The sequence below is a fragment of the Proteinivorax hydrogeniformans genome (assembly GCF_040515995.1).
Taxonomy (GTDB): domain Bacteria; phylum Bacillota; class Proteinivoracia; order Proteinivoracales; family Proteinivoracaceae; genus Proteinivorax; species Proteinivorax hydrogeniformans.
On sequence record NZ_CP159485.1, the window covers coordinates 2,587,078 to 2,610,822 of the forward strand.

Below are 23,745 nucleotides of genomic sequence, written 5' to 3' on the forward strand. Positions count from 1 at the left end.
TGAAATACTGTATCATATTATAAACTAAGACACAAACGCTAAGTGATATTCAACCTAGTCTTATATATATGTTATATAATCTAAAAAATAAGTAATACGATAAATGTATTTAGCGGCTGATAACCCCCACTTAGACTACTCAAATTTCTCGCAAACCACTGAAGTTTAGGGGCGAAGTCGCGAACCGTTTCTAAATCACCACGAAACTTATGTGGTTCGAGCCTAGGTTGTTCAAGAGCAAACTATTTCTAGGCATCCTCTGTGTTTTGATTCGTTTGTGAATCAATCCGTTAATATTTTTTATAAGGAATCCTTATTTTACTGGGCTTTCGTTCTTTTAATTTATGGCACTATTTTTGCTTATACCAAAGGTAAGACTAATTAATTTGATATATGCAAAATAATATATAATGAAAAGGAGTGTGATACTTATGAGTAAGTTAGTAAGCATCGAACAAGCTGTAGCTAAGTTAGAACACGGGCAAAGTCTTTTAATTGGCGGTTTTTTAAATGTAGGAACTCCAGAGAGATTAGTTGACTTCATTTTGGAAAAAGGACTTAATGACTTAGAGATAATAGGAAACGACACAAGCTTTCCTGATAAAGGGGTGGGCAGACTTGTGGCCAACAAAAGGGTGCGTAAGGTGGTTGCCACTCATATCGGTACAAACCCTGAAACCGGGAAACAAATGCATAGCGGCGAAACTGAAGTTGTATTAGTGCCACAGGGTACTTTAGCTGAGCAGATACGCGCAGGTGGCGCAGGACTTGGTGGAGTGCTAACTCCTACAGGAATTGGAACTGTGGTGGAGGAAGGTAAAGAAAAGGTAACTGTAGATGGCAAAGATTTCTTGCTAGAAAAGCCAATAGGCGCAGATGTTGCACTAATTAAGGCGTATAAGGCTGAAAAATACGGTAATTTAGTGTACCGCAAAGCCGCTAGAAATTTCAATCCTATCATGGCAACAGCGGCTAAATTAGTTATTGCTGAGGTTGATCATGTAGTTGAGAGCATCGACCCCGATGAAGTTATGACACCGGGTGTCTTTGTGGATATGGTAGTTAGGGGGGATGAATAATGGATAAAAGAAAGCGCAGAGAAATTATCGTTAAGCGTATAGCTAAGGAGTTTAAAGATGGCGATGTCGTAAATTTGGGGATAGGAATGCCCACTATGGTAGCTAACTTTATCCCTGAAAACATAGATATTGTTTTGCAGTCGGAAAATGGATTTGTGGGGTTAGGTCCCGCCCCAAAAGATGGAGAAGAGGATAAAGATTTGACTAACGCCGGCGGACAGCCGGTTACGGTGAATCCAGGAGGTGCTTTTTTTGATAGCGCCACATCTTTTACAATCATTAGGGGTGGCCATGTTGACGCTACTGTGCTGGGAGCTTTAGAGGTAGATGAAAAAGGTAACTTAGCTAACTGGATGATCCCCGGTAAGATGGTCCCTGGTATGGGCGGAGCGATGGACTTGGTTTCCGGTGCTAAAAAAGTTATTCTGGCTATGGAGCATGTGTCAAAAGATGGCAGTCCTAAGATATTAAAGGAATGTTCTTTACCACTTACGGCAGCTGAGGAAGTTGATTTGATTGTTACCGATATGGCAGTAATTGAGGTGACCGAAAAAGGGTTGCTACTTAAGGAAATCGCGTATAATACAACGGTAGAAGAGGTACAGAAAAACACCGAAGCAGAGTTGATAGTTGAAGAAGATTTGAGGGTTTTTGGACAGTAATATTAGTAGTCAGTAATTAGAGGTTGGAGGTTGGTAAAGGTAGTTTTGTAAGAGCAGTTGGATAGTGGATGGTTAGCTAGGAAGTTCTTAGTAAAAAACTCAGCCCAGAGCGTATAACTAATACGTGACTGGGCTGAGTTTTTCAGTACTTTTAAGCTTCTGGACTACTCAAGCTTACTTATCATCATTATTAACTTCTTCTTTAGTGTGCTCTTGCACCTCTTCTTCTCCAAGGGCTTTTAATAGGAAAGTATAGGTATCTGCCTGTTCTTCTATAACTTTATATATCGGCTTACCCATGCCGTGACCGGCTTTTTCTTCTACCCTTAGTAGTATGGGGTTATCCCCTTTGTAATGATGTTTAAGCGTTGCGGCAAATTTAAGTGCATGGGCTGGCACCACTCTGTCGTCAACCTCTGCAGTTAAAATTAGGGTCTTAGGATACTCCACATCATCCTTTACGTTGTGAAGTGGGGAATATTTGTACATAAATTTAAAGTGCTCTTCATTTTCTTCAGCATTGCCATACTCCCCTGTCCAGTATCTCCCAACTGTGAATTTGTGGAACCTTAGCATATCCAGCACTGGGACACCACAAATTACCGCTCCAAATAGGTCAGGTCTTTGAGTCATACATGCACCTACTAGCAGCCCTCCGTTACTTCGACCGGATATAGCTAGCTTAGATGTAGAGGTATAGCCTTTTTCAATCAAATATTCTCCCGCTGAGATAAAGTCATCAAAAACATTTTGCTTATTATCCAGCATTCCCGCTTTATGCCAATCTTCCCCTAGCTCTCCTCCACCTCTTAAGTTGGCAACTGCATGTACGCCACCTTTTTGTAGCCACAGTATTTGCTGAGGCGCAAAGCTTGGAGTAACACTTATGTTAAATCCTCCATAACCCCATAGAACTGTGGGGTTATTTCCATCTAGCTTGATGCCTTTTTTATAGGTTATAAACATAGGAACCTTGGTGCCATCTTTTGATGGGTAAAACACCTGCTTTGTTTCAAATTCGTTAGGGTCAAACTTTAGCTCTGGCGGGTTAAACTGGGAGCTTTCCCCTGTTTTCATGTTGTAGCGGTATATGGTAGTTGGAGTAAAAAATGAAGTAAAGGCAAAGAATAACTCTGGGGTTTCTGCTTTGCAAGATACTCCTGCTAAGCTACCTATGCTTGGCAAGCTAATATCCTCCAGCTTTTGTCCCTCTAAATCAAAAGTTTCTAGCTTGTGATGAGCATTTTCCATGTAGGAAACCACAAACTTCCCATCAACTAGCTTTACATCATTCATTACCTTTGTAGGCAGCTCCCCTATAACTTCCTGCCAGTTTTCTCTCATAGGGCTTTGAAGGTTAATAGAGATAAGCCTTTCCTTAGGAGCGCCTAAATTAGTACGTACATATATGGTGTCATCTATGGTAGCAACTGGCATGTACGATGCATCCGCCTTGTCTAACAGTTTGATAAACTTTTCGCTATTTATCTCGCGAATATAAACCCTATTGCTTCGCTTTGTACCTTCTGATATATACAAAATTAAGTAGCGCTTATCCTCAGTAATAAATGGATGAAAGCTCAGCTCCTTTTGCTGGGGAAGCTCAAATATTAACTCATCATCCTGCTGCATAGTACCAACTTTGTGGAAATACACCTTGTTGTGATAGCTTTCTTCACCAGGCTCTACAGTGTTGGGGTTTCTAAACCTACTGTAGTAAAACCCACTGCCGTCAGGATGCCAAGCCATGTTGGTAAATTTACACCACTTAAGATTTTCCTTGGTATGCTCCATGGTGGATAAATCTTTGATGTAAATGGTTTGCCAATCGCTTCCACTTTTTGATATGGTATAAGCCATGTACCTCTCGTCAGGGCTTATGGAATAGTTAGTTAAAGCTGCAGTCCCATCTTCCTCTAACCCGTTAGGGTCAAGAACCTCTTTTTTCTCACCACTGTCTTTGTCCATTTTGTAAAGGACCCCTTGATTTTGAAGACCGGGGTTTACTGTAAAAAAGTAGCTGCTCTCCGTTATAGTTGGCAATGAAGTTTTGCCAAAGTTATAAATTTCCTTCAGCTCATCAGTTAACTGTCGATGCAAATCCCCTTTGATAAAACTCTCAGTCTTTTTGTTTTCCTCAACAATAAATTTTTTGGTCAGTGGATCTTTTGGATTTTCAAGGTACCTGTAAGGATCATGAACTTCTGTTCCGAAAAAATTGTCTTTAACATTTTCTCTCTTCATACTATCCCTCCCTAGTTTTTAAAACCAATTTACTTTTACGATTTACAGTTGACAATTATAAGTCAAGTTCCCAATAAACATTATAACAGTCCTTCCTTCATCTTTTTGGATAGGGTAGTTTCCATGCTGTCGTAAAACTCCTCTGCTCTTTTAGCTATTTTTTCTGCCGCCTCTTGACCTTCCTGCACAGCTTGTTTTTCATCGACACTAATTAGCTTTCTGTCCTCCATTACTACCTTGCCATCGATAATTACACTTTCTACCTCGCTGCCGCTAGCAGAATAAACTAGGTTAGGCACTATATTGCGCTGAGGTGAGTGTAAGGCTGGAAACATAGCAGGGCTTTTTGTGTCAACAATAATGACATCAGCCTTTTTACCCGGTGCGATAGAACCAATTTCATCTTCCATGCCCAGTGCTTTTGCCGCGTTAATAGTAGCCATTTTGAGAACCTCCCAAGATGGAAAAGCCTTAGGGTCTTTGGCGTTACATTTATTTAATATAGAGGTAAATTTCATCTCGTTGAACATGTTGTTACAGTTATTGCCTGGAGCTTGATCGCTGCCTAGGGCGAGCCTTTCGCTGTGTTTAATAAACTCTGCAGCTGGTGGGACAATCCCATCTATGATCCCGATACTGCCGGAACAAAGAATCATCGAGGCCCCTCTTTGAGCTACAAGTTTTGTTTCTTCGGCGGTGGCCTCAGTTAGATGGACTGCTAATAACATCTCATCTAAATAACCGATTTCATCAAGGTATTGTATAGATCTTTTGCCATATCTTTTTTCCATCTGCAGTATTTCTCGGTCACCCTGTGCTACATGCATATGAATTTTTGTGTTGTACTTTTTTGCAACTTCTTTTACTTCTAGCAAAAGTTCTTTGGACATCATATCAGGTCCCTGTGGTCCCATTAAACATCTTATTCTTCCATCTTTATAACCATGCCACTTTTCCATTAAGTTTAGGGCGTTTTTAAATTTTTGTTGGCCTACAGCAGGGTCTAAGGGATAAAGCTCACCAACCTTAATATCCCCCTTTTCAGGCATTTCGTTTATTGTGTCAGCTACTACCGCCCTAGAGCCTATAGCGGCATGATTTTCCACGATTTTATCCATAGGATTGTCATAATCACAGAAGGTTGTGGTGCCAGCTTTGATTCCCTCGATAATGTTAACCATAGATCCTTTAATGCGCCCTTGTTCATCTAAAGCTTTTGCAAAAGGCCAAAGTCCACCTTCCATCCAATTGTCTACGTCTTGGGATAACCCTCTTAATATGGCTATTCCGGTATGGATGTGCGCATCAATAAGTCCTGGCATCACTACTTTGTTTTCTGCATCAATTTCTCTATGAGCTTTCTTATAAGTCAGGCTATCGTACTTTCCCACTTCTACAATTTTGTTACCTTTGATTGAGACTGCACCATTTGGAATAATTCCCAGCCCCTTACCTTCCATGGTAATTACCGTTGCATTTTTAATCAGCAAATCCAACATAAAAATTCCCCCTTATTTGATATTTCGTCAGTCTAACTTTATAATTGTATTCAAGAAAAATAACTAAAATCCTTGTTATTAACATAAAATTATTTCGATAGCAGGATTTTTTCCCCTCTTTGTTTAAATATACTTAATAACCACAAAATGAAGGAGTGTCTATTTTGCAAAAAAGAGCATTCGGGAAATGTGATGTCAACTCATCATTGTTAGGATTAGGATGTATGCGCTTTCCTACAAAAGGAGAGGGCGATGATACAAAGGTTGACGAGGAAAAAGCAATCGAGTTAATTAGGCATTGTATTGATAGCGGTGTAAATTATATAGACACCGCATATCCATACCACGGAGGTGAAAGTGAGCCTATTGTAGGCAAAGCATTAAAAGATGGCTACAGAGAAAAAATTTATCTAGCTACTAAGTCGCCTGTATGGAAGGTGGAAAAGTACGAGGACTTTGAAAAATATCTAGATGAGCAGTTAGAAAAACTACAAACCGATTGTATAGACTTTTATCTTTTACATGCATTAGATAAAGAGCGTTGGGACAAGGCAAAGGAGTTAGGTGCACTTAAGTTTTTAGATGAAGCTATCTCAAAAGGTAAAATTAAGCATGCTTGTTTCTCCTTCCATGATAATTTAGAAGTATTTAAAGAAATCGTTGATGCATATCCATGGAGCATGTGCTTAATTCAGCTTAATTACTTAGATGAAGATTATCAAGCTGGAGTTAAGGGGCTAAAATACGCCCATGAAAAAGGATTAGCTGTAGCTATCATGGAGCCGCTAAGAGGTGGCAAGCTTGCTAAAGATATTCCGGCAGACATTCAAAAAGTTTGGGATAAGTATAAGGAAAAGCGTACGCCAGCAGAGTGGGCCTTTAGATGGTTAGCTAACTTCCCTGAGGTTTCCGTTATCCTAAGTGGTATGGGAACAAAGGAAGAGGTTAACGAAAACATCAGCATATTAGACAGCGCCAAGCCCAACTGCTTAAGCGAAGAGGAGCTTAGTCTTATTGATGAAGCAAAGACGATTTATATCGATAGAATGAAAATAGCTTGTACGGAATGTAACTACTGTGTGCCATGTCCACAAGAGGTTATGATCCCAACCCTATTTAGTGTTTATAATAGCGGTTATATGTTCGAAAACCACAAAGGCAGCAAAGAGACCTACGCCAGAATTAAGAAAATGGAAAAGGATGCTTCAAAATGTGTAGAATGTTCCCTATGCGAAAAAGAATGCCCGCAAAATCTACCTATTATCGAGCACCTTAAGAAAATTGAAAAAGAGTTAGGGTAGGAAAAACCTGCTGGGCTAAGCTCAGCAGGTTTTGTAGTTGACAGTGATTTGAGTATTGGGAAGTGGGAAGTGAGAGGTTGGTTGTGAGTAAATGGTTCTGTTATCATTCTAAACGTAGTGGAGAATCTATGGTTTTCTGAAATGTATCTAAGTTGGGGCATAAAGTGCAAGATTCTTCGGCAAGCCTCAGAATGACAAGCTTAATGGTAATAGGAGGTGAGAAGTTGGAGGTTGGAAAAGAATCCGACCCAACCAGGCTGCTTAGAAGTGCTCATATGCTGCTCTGGTCGGCACAGAGGCCGACCACTACCTCTACGAGGGGTGGATATTCTCACCTCTAACCTCACATTCCTATTACTCAAAAAGCAGATAATTCATTGCCTGCGGGCTTTGTGGCCGCAAATAGTTTGCTACTGTTTATTATCTATTACAACATAGGAGGATGTTTAACGTATGAGAATTATTGTTTCACCTGCTAAAAAGATGAATGTTGACATGGATTTGGATTATAACAATCTTCCTCGGTTTATAAGTGAGGCAGAAACTCTTCTTACATACTTAAAAAAGCAAAGTTACGATAAATTAAAGTCAATATGGAAATGTAGTGATAAGATAGCTACACTTAACCAGCAAAGAATACAACAGATGGATTTGCACAAAAATTTAACCCCGGCTATTTTAGCCTATGAGGGTATTCAATATAAATACATGGCGCCAGGGGTTTTTCAAACCAAACAACTGGACTACATCGAGAGACATTTGCGCATCATGTCTGCCTTTTATGGTATATTGCGTCCTTTTGACGGTGTTGCCCCTTACAGATTAGAAATGCAGGCAAAGCTTAAAGGAGAAGATTTAAACTCACTATATGACTATTGGAACAGCAAGCTAGCTGACCAGCTATTTTCCGAGACCAACTGCATTGTCAATTTGGCGTCTAAGGAGTATAGCAAGTGTATTTCTACGTATCTTACAGATGACGTAAGGTTTGTTACTTGTGTCTTTGGTGAAATGGTTGGGGAAAAGGTTAAAGAAAAAGGAGTTTACGCAAAAATGGCCAGAGGAGAGATGGTTCGTTTTATGGCGGAAAATGAGATTGAAGATGTTGAAGAGATGAAAAAGTTTAACAGGCTAAATTTTGCTTTTACAGAAGAACTTTCTGATGAAGATAAGTTTGTGTTTGTAAAAGGCGATAAATGAGGCGGTTGAGTAATTAGTAGTGAGAGGTTGGAGGTGAGTAAATGGTTTGGGTTGTCATTCTAAGCGTAGTGAAGAATCTATGGTTTTCTGAGATGGTATCTAAAGTTGGGGCATAAAGAGCAAGATTCTTCGGCAAGCCTCAGAATGACAACCTTTTTTAAGCCGTGCCCATATGCTGCTCTGGTCGGCACAGAGGCCGACCACTACCTCTTCGAGGGGTGGATATTCTCACCTCTAACCTCCTCACATTACTCACTACTCAAACAGCAGGTAATTCATTGCCTGCGGATATGGTTTCCTTGATGTCATGGGTTTTTGATATCCTATCACATCTTTTTGATGAAGATAAGTTTGTGTTTGTAGAAGGCGATGAATGAGGCGGTTGAGTAGTGATTTGAGTAGTGGGAGGTGAGAAGTTGGAGGTGAGTAAATGGTTCGGGTTGTCATTCTAAGCGTAGTGAAGAATCTATGGTTTTCTGAGATGGTATCTGAATTGGGGCATAAAGAGCAAGATTCTTCGGCAAGCCTCAGAATGATAACCTTTTTTAAGCCGTGCCCATATGCTGCTCTGGTCGGCACAGAGGCCGACCACTACCTCTTCAAGGGGTGGATATTCTCACCTCTAACCTCCTCACATTACTCACTACTCAAACAGCAGGTAATTCATTGCCTGCGGATATGGCTTCCTTGATGTCATGGGTTTTTGATATCCTATCACATCTTTTTGATGAAGATAATTTTGTGTTTGTAGAAGGCGATGAATGAGGCGGTTGAGTAGTGATTTGAGTAGTGGGAGGTGGGAAGTTGGAAGTGAGTAAATGGTTCGGGTTGTCATTCTGAACGTAGTGAAGAAAAATCTATGGTTTTCTGAGGTGGTATCTGAATTGGGGCATAAAGAGCAAGATTCTTCGGTAAGCCTCAGAATGACAAGCTTCATGGTAATAGGAGGTGCGAAGTTGGAGGTTGGAAAAGAATCCGCCCCCGCCTAAGCCTCTTAGAAGTGCTCATATTCTAGGCGCAAAAAATGTCCAGGCCCACAGCGTATATCTAATACGTGAGGAGTCTGGACATTTTTTTGTAACAACGAAGATGAGTGCTTATACGACCACCTCAGACAGCTTAGAAGTGCCTAGGTTCTAGGCGCTGTTGAGAGGACAGGGCGGGAGCGTATATTAATACGTGACTGGTCTGGCCTCTCAACAGCAACAACGAAAATAGGTGCTTATAAGCTGTCTGAATCTAAGGCAGCATTTAACGTCTTAAACAACTCTAAAAAATCATCATTTCTTATTTCTACTGTCTTGTCGCCTACTTTTGTGACTGTGGGTATTCGCTCTGCTAGAGTTGGGCCTTGGCTTGTCAAAAACTCTACCTCTAGCACAAATGGCCCTTCAAGCTTAAGTGGCTTGGCTTCACACCTAGCTGCTTCTTTTATCTTTTCTTTATAGCCTTCTTTTAGCTGCTCAAAGCTAATATTATGAGCAGATGTGCGATTTATGGAATGCTTAACAGCCAAAGTAGGTATGTCGCCGATCTCTTCTTTTACCTGACCGGCCAGTGTCTGATCGCCAGACACAAATACGACGGCAGTGGAATAATAAGCAGCTAAGCGAGCATTCATACCAGCTTCTCCTACAGGCTGGCCGTTTAGCTTTACAGAAGAGAGCAAGCTACTGTTGTAAGTGTGGTCAAAGGTCGAAAAAGATGAGCCCGCCCTAGAATGATACCCGATAAACAAAGCCTTGTCATAGCCTTTTTCTATACCCTGCATCATGCTAAGAGGCTTAGGGCTTCCTGATATCAGCTGCACCTTGGGATGAAGCTTTTCGATAAAAAGATTATCCATAGGTCCATGAGAGTCATTTACCACAATCTCAGTAGCACCATTTTCTATCAAGGCTTCGCAGGCCAAATTTACCTCCTCTGTCATAAGCTTTCGCCCACGGTTATAGTCAAAACTATCTCCAATAATCTGCTTTTTGGAAACAACCCCCCAAATGCCTTCGATATCTGCAGAAATAAAGACTTTCATATACACACCTCCTATATAAAAAATATTCTATATTCTGAAATAAATTCCCATATTCTTTGTTACCTACCTGAGGCATTTATTACTGCGTTTAATGTATTAAACATTTCTAAAAAATCCTCATTTTTAATTTCTATAGTTTTGGGCCCTACTTGAGTTACAGTTGGCACTCTCTCTGCTAAGTTAGGACCTTGACTTGTTAAAAACTCAACCTCCAAAGTAAAAGGACCGCTTGGCTTTAATGCTTTTTTATGTAGTTTGTTCGCGGCTTTGATTTTATCTCTGTAGCCTTGTTTAAGCTGTTCAAAGCTTAGATTGTGAGCTGAGGTACGATTTATTGAAGCTTTAACTGCAAATGTGACAACTTCTCCAATCTCTTCTTTTACTTGGTGAGTTACGGTTTCATCACCGGAGACAAATACCACGGGAACAGAATAGTAACCAGCTAGGCGTGCGTTTAATCCACTTTCCCCCATTGGTTTGCCATTTAATTTTATAGAGGAAATTAACCCTCCATGGTAGGTGTGATCAAATTCGATTTAGAGGAACCAGCTCTAGAATGGTACCCAATAAATATCGCCTTGTCAAACTCTTGATCTATGCCTTGCATCATACTTAACGGCTTCGGGCTTCCCGATATTAGTTGTACTTTCGGGTTAAGTTCTTCTATTAGGATATTATCCATGAGACCATGGGCATCGTTAACAACTATCTCTTTAGCCCCGTTTTCTAACAAAGCCTCGCAGGCTAAATTTACCTCTTTTGTCATCAGCTTTCTAGCTCTTAAATAGTCAGAGCCATCTGAACTAGCTTGCTTTCTTGAAACAGCTCCCCAAATTCCTTCTATATCTGCTGAAATAAATACTCTCATTTTTTCAACACCTCCTGTTATAAATATTCTGTATATTGCATGCAAATTCCTGCACTTAAAGTGCCATTTACCTTTTTACTATATTGGCTACTGGCAACTTAGGTCTTTGTGGAAAATCAAATCATCTATATACCTACCTTCTTCTTCGTTCCACTGATGTTTATGTACAGTTCCTGCCCAAGTAAATCCACAAGATAAAAGCGAACCTACAGACGCTTTGTTGTGACTGTAAACATAAGCTCTAATCATCCATATACCCTCTTTTTTAAGGTCCGCTAAGGCATAATCCATAAGTTTTTGACTAATGCCTTTTCCCCTACATGCTTTGGTAAAAGCAGCAGCAATATGACAGGAGTGTTTTTTGTTTTCTTTACCTCTGCGAGCGGAAAATGCTCCAATCATAACCTTATCTTGAAAAGCCCCATAAAGGTATATATCTTGATCGTCTAGCATTTTTTCTATATCTTCCTTACTGTTTAGGCTAACAAAGGATACTCCCGCCTTTTCCTCCTTTAACTCAAGTGATAATTTCCATAATTCTTCTATATGCTCTTTATTGATCGGCCTAAAATTTATTTCCATATTATCCCCTCCATTAGGTTTTAAAAATAATATTCCGTTCTACTAAATATATTATCACTTTTTTCAGCAAAGTAAATATATTGTAAATAAAAAGATAGTACAGCCTTTAAATAAAAGGCTGTACTATCTTTATCATGTTTAATTTTTAAAAATCGTCGTCAACGCCGCCGTTATCCTCAACTGGAGGAACCTCTTCTTCAAAATCACCTTCATAGTCTCCACCACAGCCTACAAAAACTGCCATGGACAGAATCAATACAAAAAACAAGCTTAGAAATTTCTTCATGAGTATATGCCTCCCCAAAGTGATTATTTCCTAAACAAAGGTTTGAATATGTTTAGGTTTGTCATGTATTTTACCAGTAATATCCTTAAATGTAAAAGCCTATTAAAAGCGATGTAGTACGCTGTATTTTCACCTATAGATGTGTATTTAAAATGTGTGGTTTATAGTGAAAATTGTAGAAAATTTGAGTTATATGCTCTTTTTTCCTCTGGGATCCTTCTTACACCGCTGGTTATTAGTTAAACTAATCAGGCTTTTACTGGCTGTTTGACCTGCGATAAAGACTTCTAAATTAAAGGTACTTTACACTTTTATTTTCTCACGTCTTTAAACTATAATCATATACTATTGTGAAACTACCGATAGATGAAGGTAGTTTGTGTTAGGTATTAATTTTTGCAAAAGGAGGAATTTCGAATGAGAACAAGGGGTAGAGTGCCTTCCACTTGTCCGCCTAATTTTCAGGGCCGTTATACAGTTCAGCGAGGAGACACCATGTTTTTGATTGCTAAAAGATTTTCCGTTAGTCTTCAGGCTTTGATAAAAGCTAATCCCCATATTGAAAACCCTAGTTTAATCTTTCCAGGGGATGTTTTATGCGTACCAAAAGCTAAGCCACCAAGACCTCCAAGAGTTCCTAAAGAGTGTCCCCCTAACTTTGAAAGAAGATATACAGTACAAAGTGGCGACACTATGTTCTTAATAGCTAGAAGATTTGGCGTAAGCCTTCAGGCTCTTATAAACGCAAACCCTCACATCCCAAACCCTAATGTGATTTTCCCTGGTGATGTGCTATGTGTTCCTGGCAAACCACCAGCTGGCAGAATTCCAGAAACTTGCCCACCAAGCTTTCAGGGAAGATATACAGTTCGCACTGGCGACACCATGTTTTTGGTAGCCCAGAGGTTTGGAGTGACGCTACAAGCGCTTATAAATGCAAATCCACACATTACAGACCCAGCACAAATATTCCCTGGCGATGTGCTTTGTGTGCCACACTAACCTAGAAAGGAGGTGAAGTATAATGTCAACAAGAGGTAGAGTTCCTAGTCAGTGCCCACCTAATTTCCAAGGAAGATATACAGTTCAATCTGGAGATACAATGTTCTTTATAGCTAAAAGATTTGGCGTAAGCCTTCAGGCCCTTATAAATGCAAACCCTCACATCTCTAATCCTAACTTAATTTATCCAGGAGATGTACTGTGTGTGCCTGGACCACCTAAGCCACCTAAGCCACCTAAGCCACGTGTTCCTAAAAAGTGTCCTCCTGGTTTCCGTGGAAGATACACCGTACAACCTTCAGATACAATGTTCTTAATCGCCCAAAGGTTTGGAGTTTCACTACACGCATTAATCGACGCTAACCCTCATATAACTAATCCTGACTTAATTTTCCCAGGAGATGTGTTGTGTGTTCCTAAAGAAGAACCTGAGTTAACCTTCCCATGCTCTGTAACTTTAGACAGAACTAGAGAAGCTCGCAGGTTTGACATCTGGGGCGCAGTTATATTAAATGCCTTAAATGATTTTGCTGTTACCTTTGTAGGAGTTAATCTTCCTGATCCAGGTAGGTTTGGAAGATACGATAGCTATATCGGTATTCACAGACTTGCCAGACCAAGAAGGGAGTTTAGAGTAGAGCTAGAGCTTGTTACAAATGATCTAGATACTTGGGTTGGTACCAGAACCGTCCCAAAAGCAACTCCGGACGACACTTTAGAAATTAGACCTTACAACTCTCGTAGAGATGAAGTTGGTCCAGTTATCCTAAGAGGAAGAATAGCAGACTGCTGCAACTAATCTAAATTAAAAGCTGCTGACAACTGTCAGCAGCTTTTTGTTATTGGCCTGTAGAACCAAATCCTCCTTGTCCTCGCTGAGAAGGATTTAAATCGGCAACCTCTATTACATCAACCTTGTAAATAGGTTTAATGACCAGCTGTGCTATTCTCATACCTTTTTTCACTTTAAAAGCTTTGTCACCATGGTTTATAAGTATAACCTTTATCTCTCCTCTATAGCCAGCATCTATAGTCCCGGGTGTATTTAGGACAGTAACGCAGTGCTTTAGGGCTAAACCACTGCGTGGACGAACCTGCGCTTCGGTATCTAAAGGCAATTCCATAGCTAAGCCGGTGGAAATTAGAGCGGTTTTCCCCGAGGGTATCTCTAATTCTTCGTCTGAAAATATATCCATTCCAGCATCATGTAGATTTTGTTGTTTTGGGATTATCGCTGTTTTGCTTAATTTTTTATATTTTATTTTATACATGATTCACCTCTTAAATATTTATAGTAAGCTGCCAGTTTATAGGCTGCTGATTTGTTGATTTTAAGAATCTATTACATTTAGAAAAATGCGAGCTTTTGAAAAAACCTCTATGAGCAGAAAGAGGACTGGGATGAACAGATTCTAACACCAAATGATTGTCATTAGTAATTAATTTCTTTTTAAGTTGGGCGTTTTTCCCCCACAAAATAAACACCACCGGTCTTTGGCGTTTATTTAAAAGCTGTATCGCCTTATCTGTGAATTTTTCCCACCCAATGCCTTTGTGAGAATTAGGTTCTCCTTTTCTAACTGTGAGCACTGTGTTAAGTAGCAGCACACCCTCATAAGCCCAGTGATTTAAAAAGCCGTGGTTAGGGATGGTAAAGCTTACATCCATCTGTAACTCTTTGTATATGTTTTTTAAGGAAGGCGGGGTCTTTATGCCAGGCTGAACAGAGAAACTTAGGCCGTGGGCTTGACCTTCACCATGATAAGGGTCTTGACCGAGTATAACTACCTTGGTGCTGCTAAAAGAGGTTAAGTTAAAGGCATTAAAAACTAAATCTTTTCTTGGATAAACTTTATAGTTAGAATACTCTTCTATAAGTGTCTGTTTTAACTTTTTGTAATATTCTTTATTTTCTTCACCTGCTAGTTTGTTTCGCCAATCATTATGTATATCTAGCATTGATTCTCACCTCAAACAAATACTTAATATTTAGTTAAAAACCAACCCCCTTACATAGGAGGCTGGTTTTGCTTTATTCTTTTACCTTATGATCTTTCTTTACGTACTGATTATAGCAGTAGTTTATAATATCACTTCTTTTTATGATTCCTATAAAAATGTCTTTATCATCGATTACTGGTACAAAGTTTTGACTTGTTGCAAGGTTGATTAGGTCCTCGATATCAGCGTTTATCGACACAGTTTTGTTTACCATATGTTTGGGGATATCTTCTAGTAGTATGTTTTCTGTTTCGCTTAAGCTAATTTCAGGCAAGCTCTTCAGCTTCCAAAGCAAGTCCCCCTCTGTAATAGTGTCCACGTATTTACCATTTTCATCGATTACTGGTATTGCAGTATAGCGATGATATTCCATTCTTTCTAATGCCTGCCTCATTGTAGATTTAGGCGTTTCAAAAATGATATCTGTTTTAGGCGTAAGAAAAAAAGCTATGTTCATCAATACCCCTCCTAGATTACGAAATAACCCTGTACACCCATATATAATTATACCATAAGTTAAGCTGAATTTCAGATTGAAAATCAGATCCCTTTAAATTTAGGAACCTGATTTTTTAATCTTTGTTTACTGCATTTTTAAGCTCTTGATTTGTAATAAATCCTTTTTCAAGCATCCTGTTAAGTACTATTTGCCTTTGATCTATAGCGATTTGAGAGTTAACCTGTACCGCCGGTCCATACACGTTAGGAGCTTGAATAATACCAGCTAAAGCAGCCGCTTGGGATAAATTAACTTCCTTTGCCGATGTGCCAGAAAAATAGTTTTTAGAAGCCTGCTCCACTCCCCAGTTTCCACTACCGAAGTAGATTTGATTTAGATACATTTCAAGTATTTGTTCTTTGGTAAACTGACGCTCTAGTTCAAAAGCTATAACTATCTCTAAAAGTTTTCTTTCCGCCGTTTGCTCATGGTTTAAAAAGAGGTTTCTAGCTAGCTGTTGTGTTATTGTGCTACCGCCTTGGGTAATTTCTCTATTTCTTATATTGACAGATAGCGCCCGCATCATACCCTTAACATCAAAGCCAGGGTGCCGATAAAAACGGTTATCCTCTATAGCGATAAAGGCTTTTGTTAAATGTTCTGGCATGTCATCTATCGAAACAAAATCTATCCTATTTGCATGAAATTCCCTGACCAACACATCTTCTATTATAGATATTTCTCTATTAGCATCATATATAGGCTTAGGATTTTCCCAGTCTATATAACGGGAGGAAAAAGGAACCTTAATAGAAATATAAGTATAAGAAACAAACAATACGGCAATTAACACAACTGCAATAGACGCCCTAAATATCCACCTTATTATTTTCAAAGCAAAATCCCCCCTCAAACTAAGTTTGTCATTATTCTCGTTAATTATTTATTATATACCAAAATTTGATAAAGTGAAACTTCAATCAGTGAGGTGACTCTTCCTCATTGATTGTTAGTTGAACCAATCGGGCTTTTACTGGCTGTTGTTACCCACTTGCAAATATTGGATTGCTCTCTAAAGTGGGGGGCTTACAGCCAGTTAACCTGCGGTAAAGTGAAACTTCAATCAGTGAGGTGACTCTTCCTCACTGAGTGTTACTTGAACCAATCGGGCTTTTACTGGCTGTTGTTCCCCACATGCAAATATGGATTGCTTCTAATTGTTGAAGTGGGGGCTTACAGCCAGTTAACCTGCGGTAAAGTGAAACTTCAATCAGTGAGGCGACCTTCCTCACTGATTGTTTAGTTGAACCAATCGGGCTTTTACTGGCTGTTGTTCCCCACTTGCAAATATTGGATTGCTCTCTAAAGTGGGGGGCTTACAGCCAGTTAACCTGCGGTAAAGTGAAACTTCAATCAGTGAGGTGACTCTTCTTATACAACACAAGCAAAGGGGCTGTCTTTTCAGGAAAGATCCTGTTTCAGACACCCCCTTTTAAACAAACTAAAGTATTTCTAACTGGAGTAGAACAACTACAAACACCAGTATTAGCAGCTCTATTGAGATTACTAGACTTAGATCTGCCGTGGTTATTTCGACGTTTCTCGAGTTTGCTACTCTTGTGCGTAGATAACTTACCTGCTTAATTTTAGTCGCTTGTAGCAGCTCTTGAGTAACTTCTTTAGCTTTTGCAGTGTCACCAATTACCACTGATATTATAGTTATAAGAGCTAGCTCTATACTAGCTTGAAGGTTTATCGCCGCCTGGGCGCTAAGCTTATTTATTGTTACGTTGTACGAGTCGTATATTTCTATATCTTCGTCAATAATTTGGAATATCTTGCTAACCTGTTCAGCTTCCTGCGCTATTAAGTCATCAAGTGGTAATGGTTTTTTAGGATATGGCTTCTTCGGAAATGGTTTCTTAAAATTTGAATCATAATCATCATAATCATCGTAGTCATACTCAGCATTAAAATCATACTCTTCTTCGCGGTATTCGTCAAACTTTGTCAATGTTATACCCCCCTTTTTTATTTAATAATTCCCCTTACTACCCATTAACCCAAGCTTTTAGTTGTTATTTTTCTCCTTTGTTTGCTTGTTCTTTTAACTTACCTAGTTGATCAAGATATTCTAACGCTAACTGTCTTATTTGTTCTTTCTGTTCTTCTGTAAGCTTATCGGCTTTGCTTGCAGTAAGTTCATTTTTTTTGAGTATATCTGACACAAGTATTTCCACAAGGGCTTTATTAGGACCGAAGTCTTTAAGTTTTTCTTTTAATTGTTCTTTGCTGTTTTCCATGTTATTCCCCCTCCCTTGATTTACTTTATTCTTTCCCCTTAAAATTGTGAGTGCCAAGGCGAGATAGTTGTTAAAATGGGCTTTTAGCTTGGCTTTTGAGCAAAATAAAAAAACCTAGTTCAACTAGGTTTTTTATTCAATACTATATTAAAAATTATTCTACTTTTATGGCGTCCACCGGGCATGCATCTTCTGCTTCTTTAGCTCCATCTACTTTATCATCTGGAATATCATCATCGATGGCAATAGCTTTTTCTTCATCGTCGGTCATCTCATATACTTCTGGACAAATGTTAGGACATAGCCCACATCCAATACATGCATCTTGATCTACAATAGCTTTCATAATATACTCTCTCCTTTATAATAAGTTTTCTATATATAAGTTTTCTCTATAAATTGAAGGTTATACATTTATATCGGCTTAAGTCATATTTTGTGTTTATATTTTCAATATTTACACTTCTTTTAAGTGATGGTATAATAATAAGAAAATAGAGGTGGTTTAATGTCTAATAAAAATAATTTTAAATTAATCGTGCCTAGCTCAAATAAGAGCAAGCCCCTTACGGCTGGTTGTGCTGAAACCAAAGCCTATTATATAAAAAAACAAATTAATGAGAGTATAAAGGAGAAAAGTGAGTTAACTTCTAAGCAGCTTATGAAGATAGAGAAATTTGCAGATAAGCATTGTAATTCTACAATATATGTAGATATTTATAGCTTACTGGGTGATTTGTTTTACACTCTTGGCAAACCTCAAAAAGAGGTTTGCTACTATACTAGAGCTTTTGAAAGGGCTATGAACCTTAAGCTTAAAAGCGGAAATCATAAAATAGTATCAAAGCTTGTTTCTAGCTACATTAAAGATGGAAAGTATGAGGAAGCTATTAGCTTAAACTCTTTAATCCTTTCAGAGGAAAAAGATATTCCCAAAGAAGAAAAGTGGATAATTTATTATAACACTGCACTAGCTTATAATCACTTAGATGATCACGAAAATAGTTTGACTTATATTAATAAAGCTAAAAGAATTTCAGAAAAAGTTAAAGAAATAGATTTAGGTAAACTACTTATTTTAGAGGGTCAGAGCTTACATAAAATTGGGGCACATGACAAAGAACTAAACGCCTATTTAAGCGCTTTTGATATCTTTAACTCCTATCAAAACACTTTGGATTTACAAGGTCTGGTTTATATAAATTTAGTTAACTTATCTCTCAAAACAAAAGAATTGAAAGAAGATGGATACTTAGAACATATACAAAAAATAGAAAAAATGATAGATGAAGCCAGCGATGACCAAGATATTGTTTCAAAGCTTTATATCGCTATTGGTGATATATATCAGAAAGGACTTAAAAAAGATATAAAAGCTGTACGCTACTACTTAAAAGGTTTAGAAACTGCTGAAAAACACAACCAAACTTTTTTGAGAAGCAGCTTAGTTAACAAAATAATGGATATATATATTAAATCCGGTGATTTAAAAGGTGGGTTAGATCTATTAGATAAATATGGGGAAAAAGTCTTCTCTAAATTGACTTTAGACAAAGAAGCCCTTTTTTTACTAAAGTCAATCCTTATATATAGCAGCAGCAAAGACACTACAGCTATCGATAGTTTGGTTTCTAAAATTCTAGACAAAGAGGAAAGGAGGATTAATAGTGAAAAATAATAAGGTTTTAGGGTATGTTCTTCCCATTATGGTCATTTTTATTGTCTTTGTCTCACTTGTTTTCATCCCTGTGTTTAACAGCCAAACCATTTTAGCAAAAACTAATTTTTATCCAGTAATAGTTTCAGAACCTTGCGAAGAGATAGTGCCTTTTGGCAATCCGTACGCGCCAGACCCCATTAGAGGCGGTAAAAAGTAAAAACAGGATTTGCTTAGCAAAAAGCAGTTGATACCTAGGATATCAACTGCTTTTTGTAATCTATTTAACTGGTTTAAGCTTTGCTGTAAAATGCCTTAGTATTTCAGGCTCATAGGTGAACTCTATCCCTACTAAATCTTTAGCTCTATCTTTTACCGCTATAAGTCCATCAGCAATTACATCCATATGGTCGGTAGTATAAACCCTTCTTGGGATAGTTAGACGTAGTAGTTCTAGTGGCGATTCTAAATTCTCACCGGTGTCGGGGTCCCTTCCTAATAGCAGCGAACCAATTTCAACACTGCGAACTCCTGACTCTAAGTATAATGCGTTTGCCAGCACTTGAGCAGGAAACTGATAGTAAGGTATGTGAGGTAGCATTTTCTTAGCATCCACAAAAACTGCATGGCCTCCAACAGGATATTGGATAGGTATGCCCGCTTCCTTTAGCCTTTCACCCAAATAGTGAACCTGATTAATTCTATATTCTAGATACTCTTCTTGACTTCCCTCTACTAAACCTCTAGCTAACGCCTCCATATCACGTCCTGCCAGCCCACCATATGTTGGAAAACCTTCTAGAGGAACTGTCCTTGACCTACATGCGTTAAAAAGCTCTTCATCACTTTTTACTCCCAAGACTCCACCGATATTAACAATTGCATCCTTTTTGGCAGACATGGTAAAAGCGTCTCCATAACTAAAGGTTTCTTTAATAATTTCAGCTATTGTTTTATCCTCGTAACCTTCTTCCCGTTGCTTGATGAAGTAGGCGTTTTCAGCAAAACGTGCTGCATCGATAACAACAGGTAGGTCATACTTTTTAGCAAGCTCATAAGTAGCCTTAATGTTTTCCATAGAAATAGGCTGACCACCTGCACTATTACAGGTAACTGTGATAATTACCATAGCGACATTTTCTACACCTTTTTCTTTTATAACTTCTTCTGTCTTTTCTAAATCAAAGTTACCTTTAAATGGGTGATAAGTAGTAGTGTCATATGCTTCATCTATAACAGTGTTAATTGCTCTACCTTCTGCCAACTCTACGTGGGCTTTTGTGGTATCAAAGTGCATATTAGAGATACAGTACTGTCCTTTTTTAATTAACACAGGAAATAGCACCTGTTCCGCCCCACGTCCTTGATGAGTCGGGATGGTATATTCATACCCAAACATATCTTTAACGGTGTTTGCTAGGTTAAAGTAATTTCTACTTCCTGAGTAACTTTCGTCACCTAGCATCATGCCTGCCCACTGGTTATGACTCATAGCACCAGTACCGCTGTCAGTTAGTAAGTCAATGTACACATCATCACTTTTTAAATTGAACAAATTGTGACCTGCTTCTTCAAGAGCCTTTTCTCTTTCCTCTTTTGAAATCATCTTAATTGGCTCAACCATTTTTATTTTAAACGGTTCTGCCTTTGGTCTTTTAACAGCCATTAAAATCCCCTCCCAATTATCTGATATTTAAAGCTTGGTCATTATCTCTACTTTCTAATTTATCATACTCTTTTAAAAAATCAAGCTTATTTTAAAAAATAACTAGCTTTGCGAGAATTTAACAATTCCCTAAAGCTAGTTATTTTATGTTTAGCACTTTCATTAGGTAATATAGGGTGCTTTTAAGTGCATTTAAACTTGTTAGTTTGGTATCGCCGAAGTAATACAAAACAAGAGGAGATAGGCCAATTAAAGGCATCTTCCTCTTGTTTTGTATTACTTCTCTTCTGTTTTTTAACAAGGGTGAGCTTCATCCCCATGACATTCTTTAATCTGCTCTGGGCTACATTTTTTAGGCTCTTTTTGGTCCTTTTTTAGACATTTCTCTTTAGTCATTAATTTCCCTCCCCTTCTTTTTATGTTGACAGCATATTTTAACTGCCGGTGGATTATCCACCAAGCTGCGCAGCTCATGAGATAAATGATAAATTACATCTTTATTTATTAGATAGTGAGTGTAGTAGCCTCTTTTCTCCCCAATAACAACTCCTGCTTTTCGTAAAACTTTTAAATGTTGGGAAACTGCAGCTTCTGACAAACCAATATTTTTAGCCAAAGAACCTACACATAAGTTATGACTAAGAAGTAGCTTAACTATTTTTATTCTGCTTTTATCAGATAAGGCTTTCATGACTTTTAAGTTTTCATCCATAACTTTTCTCCTCTTTCTCTTAAGTATATGCTTAATTAAATTGTAGTATACTTAATTGTAATTGTCAACTAGTATAAAAAAAGAACCGCAGACTCAGCGGTTCCTTTTTTACATTAGTCTATCGTCTTCCAAAAGTTATTTGCCATATCCACCGCCACCGAACTTCCGTGGTTGTGCACCATTATTGTTGTTAACACATCTTTTTTCTCATGATCAAAGCTTATATACCACCCTAAAATGTCGCCGTCTTTATCCTTAAAGTTTTCCTTTAGTTCAGCTGTACCTGTTTTGCCCGCAATTTTTCGACTATGTCCGGGGTTTGATCTGTACGCAGTACCGTCTTTGTTTTCTACTACTTCTATAAGTGAGTCAAGGACAATAAAAGCAGTTTCAACAGATGAAATATCTGCAGCAAATGCTTCGGTTTGGGCGTTACTTAGTAGAGTTGGGTTGATCATGGTGCCATCGTTAACAAAGGTTGTATACATTGCTGTCAAGTGCAGCGGAGAAATTTGCATCTGACCTTGGCCGTATCCTGTGTCAGCTAGTAGGATCTCAGAGCTTATACCATCGTTAGATAAGCTGGAAGTATACATAGGAAACAGAAAGTCCATAGTATCCCCAAACCCAAACTTTTCCGCCCATTCTTCTAGGCTTTCTTCCCCTAAATTAAGGGCTTGCTTGGCAAAGTATATGTTGTCGGAAAACATCATTGCAGTATTTAAATCAACTTGATTTACTTTATCAGATACCCGGGTTATGTGATATCCACCCCAACTACTGTCGCGCTGCCATCTACGCCCTTGTATGTTAAGTTTTTCCTCAGGGTCTAAGGTTTCCTCTTCAAGACCCATTATTGCAGTAAACGGCTTAAACACCGAGCCGGGTGAGTATCTGTTTTGGAACCTTCTCTCAAAGAGTATTGAGGTGTCCTCTAAATCTTTTGCTTTCGGGTCTGGCAAGCGCAAATAACGAAGATTAGAGTCAAACGCCGGCTCACTAACCATCGCTAAAACTTCTCCTGTTTTTGGATTCATGGACACTCCAGCTCCCATTTCACCATCTAGGGCGTTTACAAGCTTTTGCTGTATTGAAATATCTATAGATAAGTTAATGTCTTCGCCATCAACCGGGTCACTTTCAGCGACTACTTGACTGTTATCGCCATTTTCATCACTAACCGATATGACAGCACCTGGTACACCTCTTAATTTCTCTTCTAGCACTAGCTCTAGACTGTTCTTGCCAATCATAGAGGAACTGCCGTACCCCTGCCCCTGACGCTCTTCTAACTCTTCTGCAGTAATCGGACCTATGTGGCCGATTAGATGACCGGTTATATCTCCATATGGATACTGACGACCGTCTATTTGGTTTACTAAAACTCCTGGTATTTCTAAAAGCTTATCCACTCTAGGGTCACCTAGAGGTAGATTCTGGATAGGAGCTGCCCAGTCAGGCCTATGGGAATACTGATTTGCTAAATTTTTAACCCTATCTTCATCTAAATCAAGGATTTGAGCAAACTGGGTAGCAGTATGTTCTAAATCATCTGTAGCCTCAGGGACAATTGATGCTTGAAGTACCTTTCCGTTGACAGCTAGCCCCTCGCCATTTCGATCGTATATTTCTCCTCGATTAGGTTGGTTTGTTTGAATCCTTATTTTATCTGTAGGTTTCGTCAACCCTTTTAGTAAGTGGGATGGATGCCAGACTACATACCATTTTTCTTCATCTTCTTCGTCCTTTTCTTTCACTAACTCTACCTCAGTTTTATAGTTGATTTCACCAGCTAGTGAATTCATCTCCACGTTAACTGGGTAGGTTATTTCCACAATTTCATCTAAGTCTATCCCTTCTTCTTTAAAGTCTTTAACTTCAAATTCCACTGATATCTCATCAATGCCTAAGTCCCTATAAATGTTTTGATAGCGCTTTTCAAATACCCACTCTTGACTGTTAACTAAGTTAAAGGAGCTTTGGTTAAGTAAGGTTAGCATCTCGTCATAGTGGTGATTACTCCAGCTTTCGATATAGCTTTCTAATGTATGCTCGGGATTTAAGTCTTCTGATGAACACCCCATTAAAACCGTTACTCCCAATACAAAACAAATTATTAACATCTTCCTTTTCCCCATTTTTCTTCCTCCTGCTTCAATTTTTTCCATTATAGTTTTTATTCGCCTTGGTGAATGCAAATACCTCCTAAAAG

General features: G+C 38.7%; 23 protein-coding genes and 1 pseudogene. 8 read left to right on the top strand and 16 right to left on the bottom strand.

The genetic code is table 11. The annotated features are described in order from the left end of the window. Window positions 1–431 precede the first annotated feature (431 nt). Together PRVXH_RS12345 and PRVXH_RS12350 are read left to right on the top strand one after the other, a co-directional pair. Window positions 432–1,079, top strand: coding sequence for a 3-oxoacid CoA-transferase subunit A (locus PRVXH_RS12345; RefSeq protein ID WP_353893059.1), 648 nt, complete (start codon window positions 432–434; stop codon window positions 1,077–1,079). Next, entirely contained in the window at window positions 1,079–1,741 is a 663-nt protein-coding gene (locus PRVXH_RS12350; protein WP_353893060.1) for a CoA transferase subunit B, read from the top strand. The genes PRVXH_RS12345 and PRVXH_RS12350 overlap by 1 nt, the downstream gene beginning before the upstream one ends. 174 nt (window positions 1,742–1,915) lie before the next feature. Here PRVXH_RS12350 and PRVXH_RS12355 read toward each other — a convergent pair whose 3' ends face one another. Both PRVXH_RS12355 and PRVXH_RS12360 read right to left on the bottom strand, forming a co-directional pair. After that, window positions 1,916–3,985 (bottom strand): prolyl oligopeptidase family serine peptidase, encoded by a 2,070-nt coding sequence (locus PRVXH_RS12355; RefSeq protein WP_353893061.1) that lies wholly within the window; start codon window positions 3,983–3,985, stop codon window positions 1,916–1,918. A gap of 80 nt (window positions 3,986–4,065) precedes the next feature. Further along, complete coding sequence (locus PRVXH_RS12360; protein ID WP_353893062.1) at window positions 4,066–5,484, bottom strand: amidohydrolase; 1,419 nt, start codon at window positions 5,482–5,484, stop codon at window positions 4,066–4,068. A gap of 164 nt (window positions 5,485–5,648) precedes the next feature. Here PRVXH_RS12360 and PRVXH_RS12365 point away from each other — a divergent pair, with 164 nt between their 5' ends. Together PRVXH_RS12365 and yaaA are read left to right on the top strand one after the other, a co-directional pair. Next, window positions 5,649–6,785 (top strand): aldo/keto reductase, encoded by a 1,137-nt coding sequence (locus PRVXH_RS12365; RefSeq protein WP_353893063.1) that lies wholly within the window; start codon window positions 5,649–5,651, stop codon window positions 6,783–6,785. A gap of 453 nt (window positions 6,786–7,238) precedes the next feature. After that, window positions 7,239–7,985: a peroxide stress protein YaaA gene (gene yaaA, locus PRVXH_RS12370; protein ID WP_353893064.1), complete on the top strand. Its 747-nt coding sequence runs from the start codon at window positions 7,239–7,241 to the stop codon at window positions 7,983–7,985. A 1,222-nt stretch (window positions 7,986–9,207) separates the two neighbouring features. Here yaaA and PRVXH_RS12375 read toward each other — a convergent pair. From PRVXH_RS12375 to PRVXH_RS12390, 4 genes and pseudogenes are all read right to left on the bottom strand, one after another. After that, window positions 9,208–10,017: a M55 family metallopeptidase gene (locus tag PRVXH_RS12375; protein ID WP_353893065.1), complete on the bottom strand. Its 810-nt coding sequence runs from the start codon at window positions 10,015–10,017 to the stop codon at window positions 9,208–9,210. Window positions 10,018–10,076: 59 nt separating this feature from the next. Beyond that, window positions 10,077–10,885, bottom strand: a pseudogene (locus tag PRVXH_RS12380) (M55 family metallopeptidase). A gap of 87 nt (window positions 10,886–10,972) precedes the next feature. Continuing rightward, the gene (locus tag PRVXH_RS12385; RefSeq protein ID WP_353893066.1) at window positions 10,973–11,467 is read right to left on the bottom strand and encodes a GNAT family N-acetyltransferase; all 495 of its coding nucleotides are present in this window, start codon (window positions 11,465–11,467) and stop codon (window positions 10,973–10,975) included. A gap of 145 nt (window positions 11,468–11,612) precedes the next feature. Further along, complete coding sequence (locus PRVXH_RS12390; RefSeq protein ID WP_353893067.1) at window positions 11,613–11,753, bottom strand: hypothetical protein; 141 nt, start codon at window positions 11,751–11,753, stop codon at window positions 11,613–11,615. Between the two features lie 417 nt (window positions 11,754–12,170). Between PRVXH_RS12390 and PRVXH_RS12395 the strand changes: the two genes are divergently transcribed. Continuing rightward, entirely contained in the window at window positions 12,171–12,755 is a 585-nt protein-coding gene (locus PRVXH_RS12395; RefSeq protein ID WP_353893068.1) for a LysM peptidoglycan-binding domain-containing protein, read from the top strand. A gap of 22 nt (window positions 12,756–12,777) precedes the next feature. Continuing rightward, window positions 12,778–13,554 carry a LysM peptidoglycan-binding domain-containing protein gene (locus tag PRVXH_RS12400; protein WP_353893069.1) on the top strand — a complete coding sequence of 259 codons (777 nt, stop codon included), beginning with the start codon at window positions 12,778–12,780 and terminating at the stop codon, window positions 13,552–13,554. Between the two features lie 40 nt (window positions 13,555–13,594). On the opposite strand, the gene dut is transcribed toward PRVXH_RS12400, so the two are convergent. The 7 genes from dut to PRVXH_RS12435 form a co-directional block, all read right to left on the bottom strand. Beyond that, window positions 13,595–14,026 (bottom strand): dUTP diphosphatase, encoded by a 432-nt coding sequence (dut, locus tag PRVXH_RS12405; RefSeq protein ID WP_353893070.1) that lies wholly within the window; start codon window positions 14,024–14,026, stop codon window positions 13,595–13,597. A gap of 10 nt (window positions 14,027–14,036) precedes the next feature. Continuing rightward, window positions 14,037–14,714, bottom strand: a complete 678-nt coding sequence (locus tag PRVXH_RS12410; protein WP_353893071.1) for a uracil-DNA glycosylase — start codon at window positions 14,712–14,714, stop codon at window positions 14,037–14,039. 73 nt (window positions 14,715–14,787) lie between these two features. Further along, window positions 14,788–15,213 carry a CBS domain-containing protein gene (locus tag PRVXH_RS12415; RefSeq protein WP_353893072.1) on the bottom strand — a complete coding sequence of 142 codons (426 nt, stop codon included), beginning with the start codon at window positions 15,211–15,213 and terminating at the stop codon, window positions 14,788–14,790. Between the two features lie 115 nt (window positions 15,214–15,328). Continuing rightward, window positions 15,329–16,090, bottom strand: a complete 762-nt coding sequence (locus tag PRVXH_RS12420) for a transglycosylase domain-containing protein (RefSeq protein ID WP_353893073.1) — start codon at window positions 16,088–16,090, stop codon at window positions 15,329–15,331. A gap of 606 nt (window positions 16,091–16,696) precedes the next feature. Continuing rightward, window positions 16,697–17,209 (bottom strand): spore coat protein, encoded by a 513-nt coding sequence (locus tag PRVXH_RS12425; protein ID WP_353893074.1) that lies wholly within the window; start codon window positions 17,207–17,209, stop codon window positions 16,697–16,699. 64 nt (window positions 17,210–17,273) lie between these two features. After that, window positions 17,274–17,498, bottom strand: a complete 225-nt coding sequence (locus PRVXH_RS12430) for a hypothetical protein (RefSeq protein WP_353893075.1) — start codon at window positions 17,496–17,498, stop codon at window positions 17,274–17,276. 154 nt (window positions 17,499–17,652) lie between these two features. Continuing rightward, window positions 17,653–17,844 (bottom strand): ferredoxin, encoded by a 192-nt coding sequence (locus PRVXH_RS12435; protein WP_353893076.1) that lies wholly within the window; start codon window positions 17,842–17,844, stop codon window positions 17,653–17,655. Between the two features lie 162 nt (window positions 17,845–18,006). Here PRVXH_RS12435 and PRVXH_RS12440 point away from each other — a divergent pair, with 162 nt between their 5' ends. Further along, entirely contained in the window at window positions 18,007–19,176 is a 1,170-nt protein-coding gene (locus PRVXH_RS12440; protein WP_353893077.1) for a tetratricopeptide repeat protein, read from the top strand. Next, complete coding sequence (locus tag PRVXH_RS12445; RefSeq protein ID WP_353893078.1) at window positions 19,166–19,375, top strand: hypothetical protein; 210 nt, start codon at window positions 19,166–19,168, stop codon at window positions 19,373–19,375. Before PRVXH_RS12440 ends, PRVXH_RS12445 begins: the two co-directional genes overlap by 11 nt. Window positions 19,376–19,435: 60 nt before the next feature. Here the strand turns inward: PRVXH_RS12445 and PRVXH_RS12450 are convergent, their stop codons facing one another. The 3 genes from PRVXH_RS12450 to PRVXH_RS12460 all read right to left on the bottom strand — a co-directional run bounded on the left by PRVXH_RS12450 (window position 19,436) and on the right by PRVXH_RS12460 (window position 23,671). Continuing rightward, window positions 19,436–20,821: a tryptophanase gene (locus PRVXH_RS12450; RefSeq protein ID WP_353893079.1), complete on the bottom strand. Its 1,386-nt coding sequence runs from the start codon at window positions 20,819–20,821 to the stop codon at window positions 19,436–19,438. 388 nt (window positions 20,822–21,209) lie between these two features. After that, on the bottom strand, window positions 21,210–21,533 hold the full coding sequence (locus PRVXH_RS12455; protein WP_353893080.1) for a metalloregulator ArsR/SmtB family transcription factor: 324 nt from the start codon (window positions 21,531–21,533) through the stop codon (window positions 21,210–21,212). Between the two features lie 113 nt (window positions 21,534–21,646). Beyond that, entirely contained in the window at window positions 21,647–23,671 is a 2,025-nt protein-coding gene (locus tag PRVXH_RS12460) for a penicillin-binding transpeptidase domain-containing protein (RefSeq protein ID WP_353893081.1), read from the bottom strand. Window positions 23,672–23,745: the final 74 nt, after the last annotated feature.

Excerpts from the sequence above, each read along its gene's own strand:
- PRVXH_RS12450 (WP_353893079.1), bottom strand. The coding sequence starts at position 20,821 with ATGGCTGTTAAAAGACCAAAGGCAGAACCGTTTAAAATAAAAATGGTT.
- dut (WP_353893070.1), bottom strand. The coding sequence starts at position 14,026 with ATGTATAAAATAAAATATAAAAAATTAAGCAAAACAGCGATAATCCCA.
- PRVXH_RS12410 (WP_353893071.1), bottom strand. The coding sequence starts at position 14,714 with ATGCTAGATATACATAATGATTGGCGAAACAAACTAGCAGGTGAAGAA.
- PRVXH_RS12430 (WP_353893075.1), bottom strand. The coding sequence starts at position 17,498 with ATGGAAAACAGCAAAGAACAATTAAAAGAAAAACTTAAAGACTTCGGT.
- PRVXH_RS12415 (WP_353893072.1), bottom strand. The coding sequence starts at position 15,213 with ATGAACATAGCTTTTTTTCTTACGCCTAAAACAGATATCATTTTTGAA.
- PRVXH_RS12385 (WP_353893066.1), bottom strand. The coding sequence starts at position 11,467 with ATGGAAATAAATTTTAGGCCGATCAATAAAGAGCATATAGAAGAATTA.
- PRVXH_RS12390 (WP_353893067.1), bottom strand. The coding sequence starts at position 11,753 with ATGAAGAAATTTCTAAGCTTGTTTTTTGTATTGATTCTGTCCATGGCA.
- PRVXH_RS12455 (WP_353893080.1), bottom strand. The coding sequence starts at position 21,533 with ATGGATGAAAACTTAAAAGTCATGAAAGCCTTATCTGATAAAAGCAGA.
- PRVXH_RS12355 (WP_353893061.1), bottom strand. The coding sequence starts at position 3,985 with ATGAAGAGAGAAAATGTTAAAGACAATTTTTTCGGAACAGAAGTTCAT.
- PRVXH_RS12400 (WP_353893069.1), top strand. The coding sequence starts at position 12,778 with ATGTCAACAAGAGGTAGAGTTCCTAGTCAGTGCCCACCTAATTTCCAA.
- PRVXH_RS12350 (WP_353893060.1), top strand. The coding sequence starts at position 1,079 with ATGGATAAAAGAAAGCGCAGAGAAATTATCGTTAAGCGTATAGCTAAG.
- yaaA (WP_353893064.1), top strand. The coding sequence starts at position 7,239 with ATGAGAATTATTGTTTCACCTGCTAAAAAGATGAATGTTGACATGGAT.
- PRVXH_RS12460 (WP_353893081.1), bottom strand. The coding sequence starts at position 23,671 with ATGGGGAAAAGGAAGATGTTAATAATTTGTTTTGTATTGGGAGTAACG.
- PRVXH_RS12440 (WP_353893077.1), top strand. The coding sequence starts at position 18,007 with ATGTCTAATAAAAATAATTTTAAATTAATCGTGCCTAGCTCAAATAAG.
- PRVXH_RS12375 (WP_353893065.1), bottom strand. The coding sequence starts at position 10,017 with ATGAAAGTCTTTATTTCTGCAGATATCGAAGGCATTTGGGGGGTTGTT.
- PRVXH_RS12395 (WP_353893068.1), top strand. The coding sequence starts at position 12,171 with ATGAGAACAAGGGGTAGAGTGCCTTCCACTTGTCCGCCTAATTTTCAG.
- PRVXH_RS12435 (WP_353893076.1), bottom strand. The coding sequence starts at position 17,844 with ATGAAAGCTATTGTAGATCAAGATGCATGTATTGGATGTGGGCTATGT.
- PRVXH_RS12360 (WP_353893062.1), bottom strand. The coding sequence starts at position 5,484 with ATGTTGGATTTGCTGATTAAAAATGCAACGGTAATTACCATGGAAGGT.
- PRVXH_RS12345 (WP_353893059.1), top strand. The coding sequence starts at position 432 with ATGAGTAAGTTAGTAAGCATCGAACAAGCTGTAGCTAAGTTAGAACAC.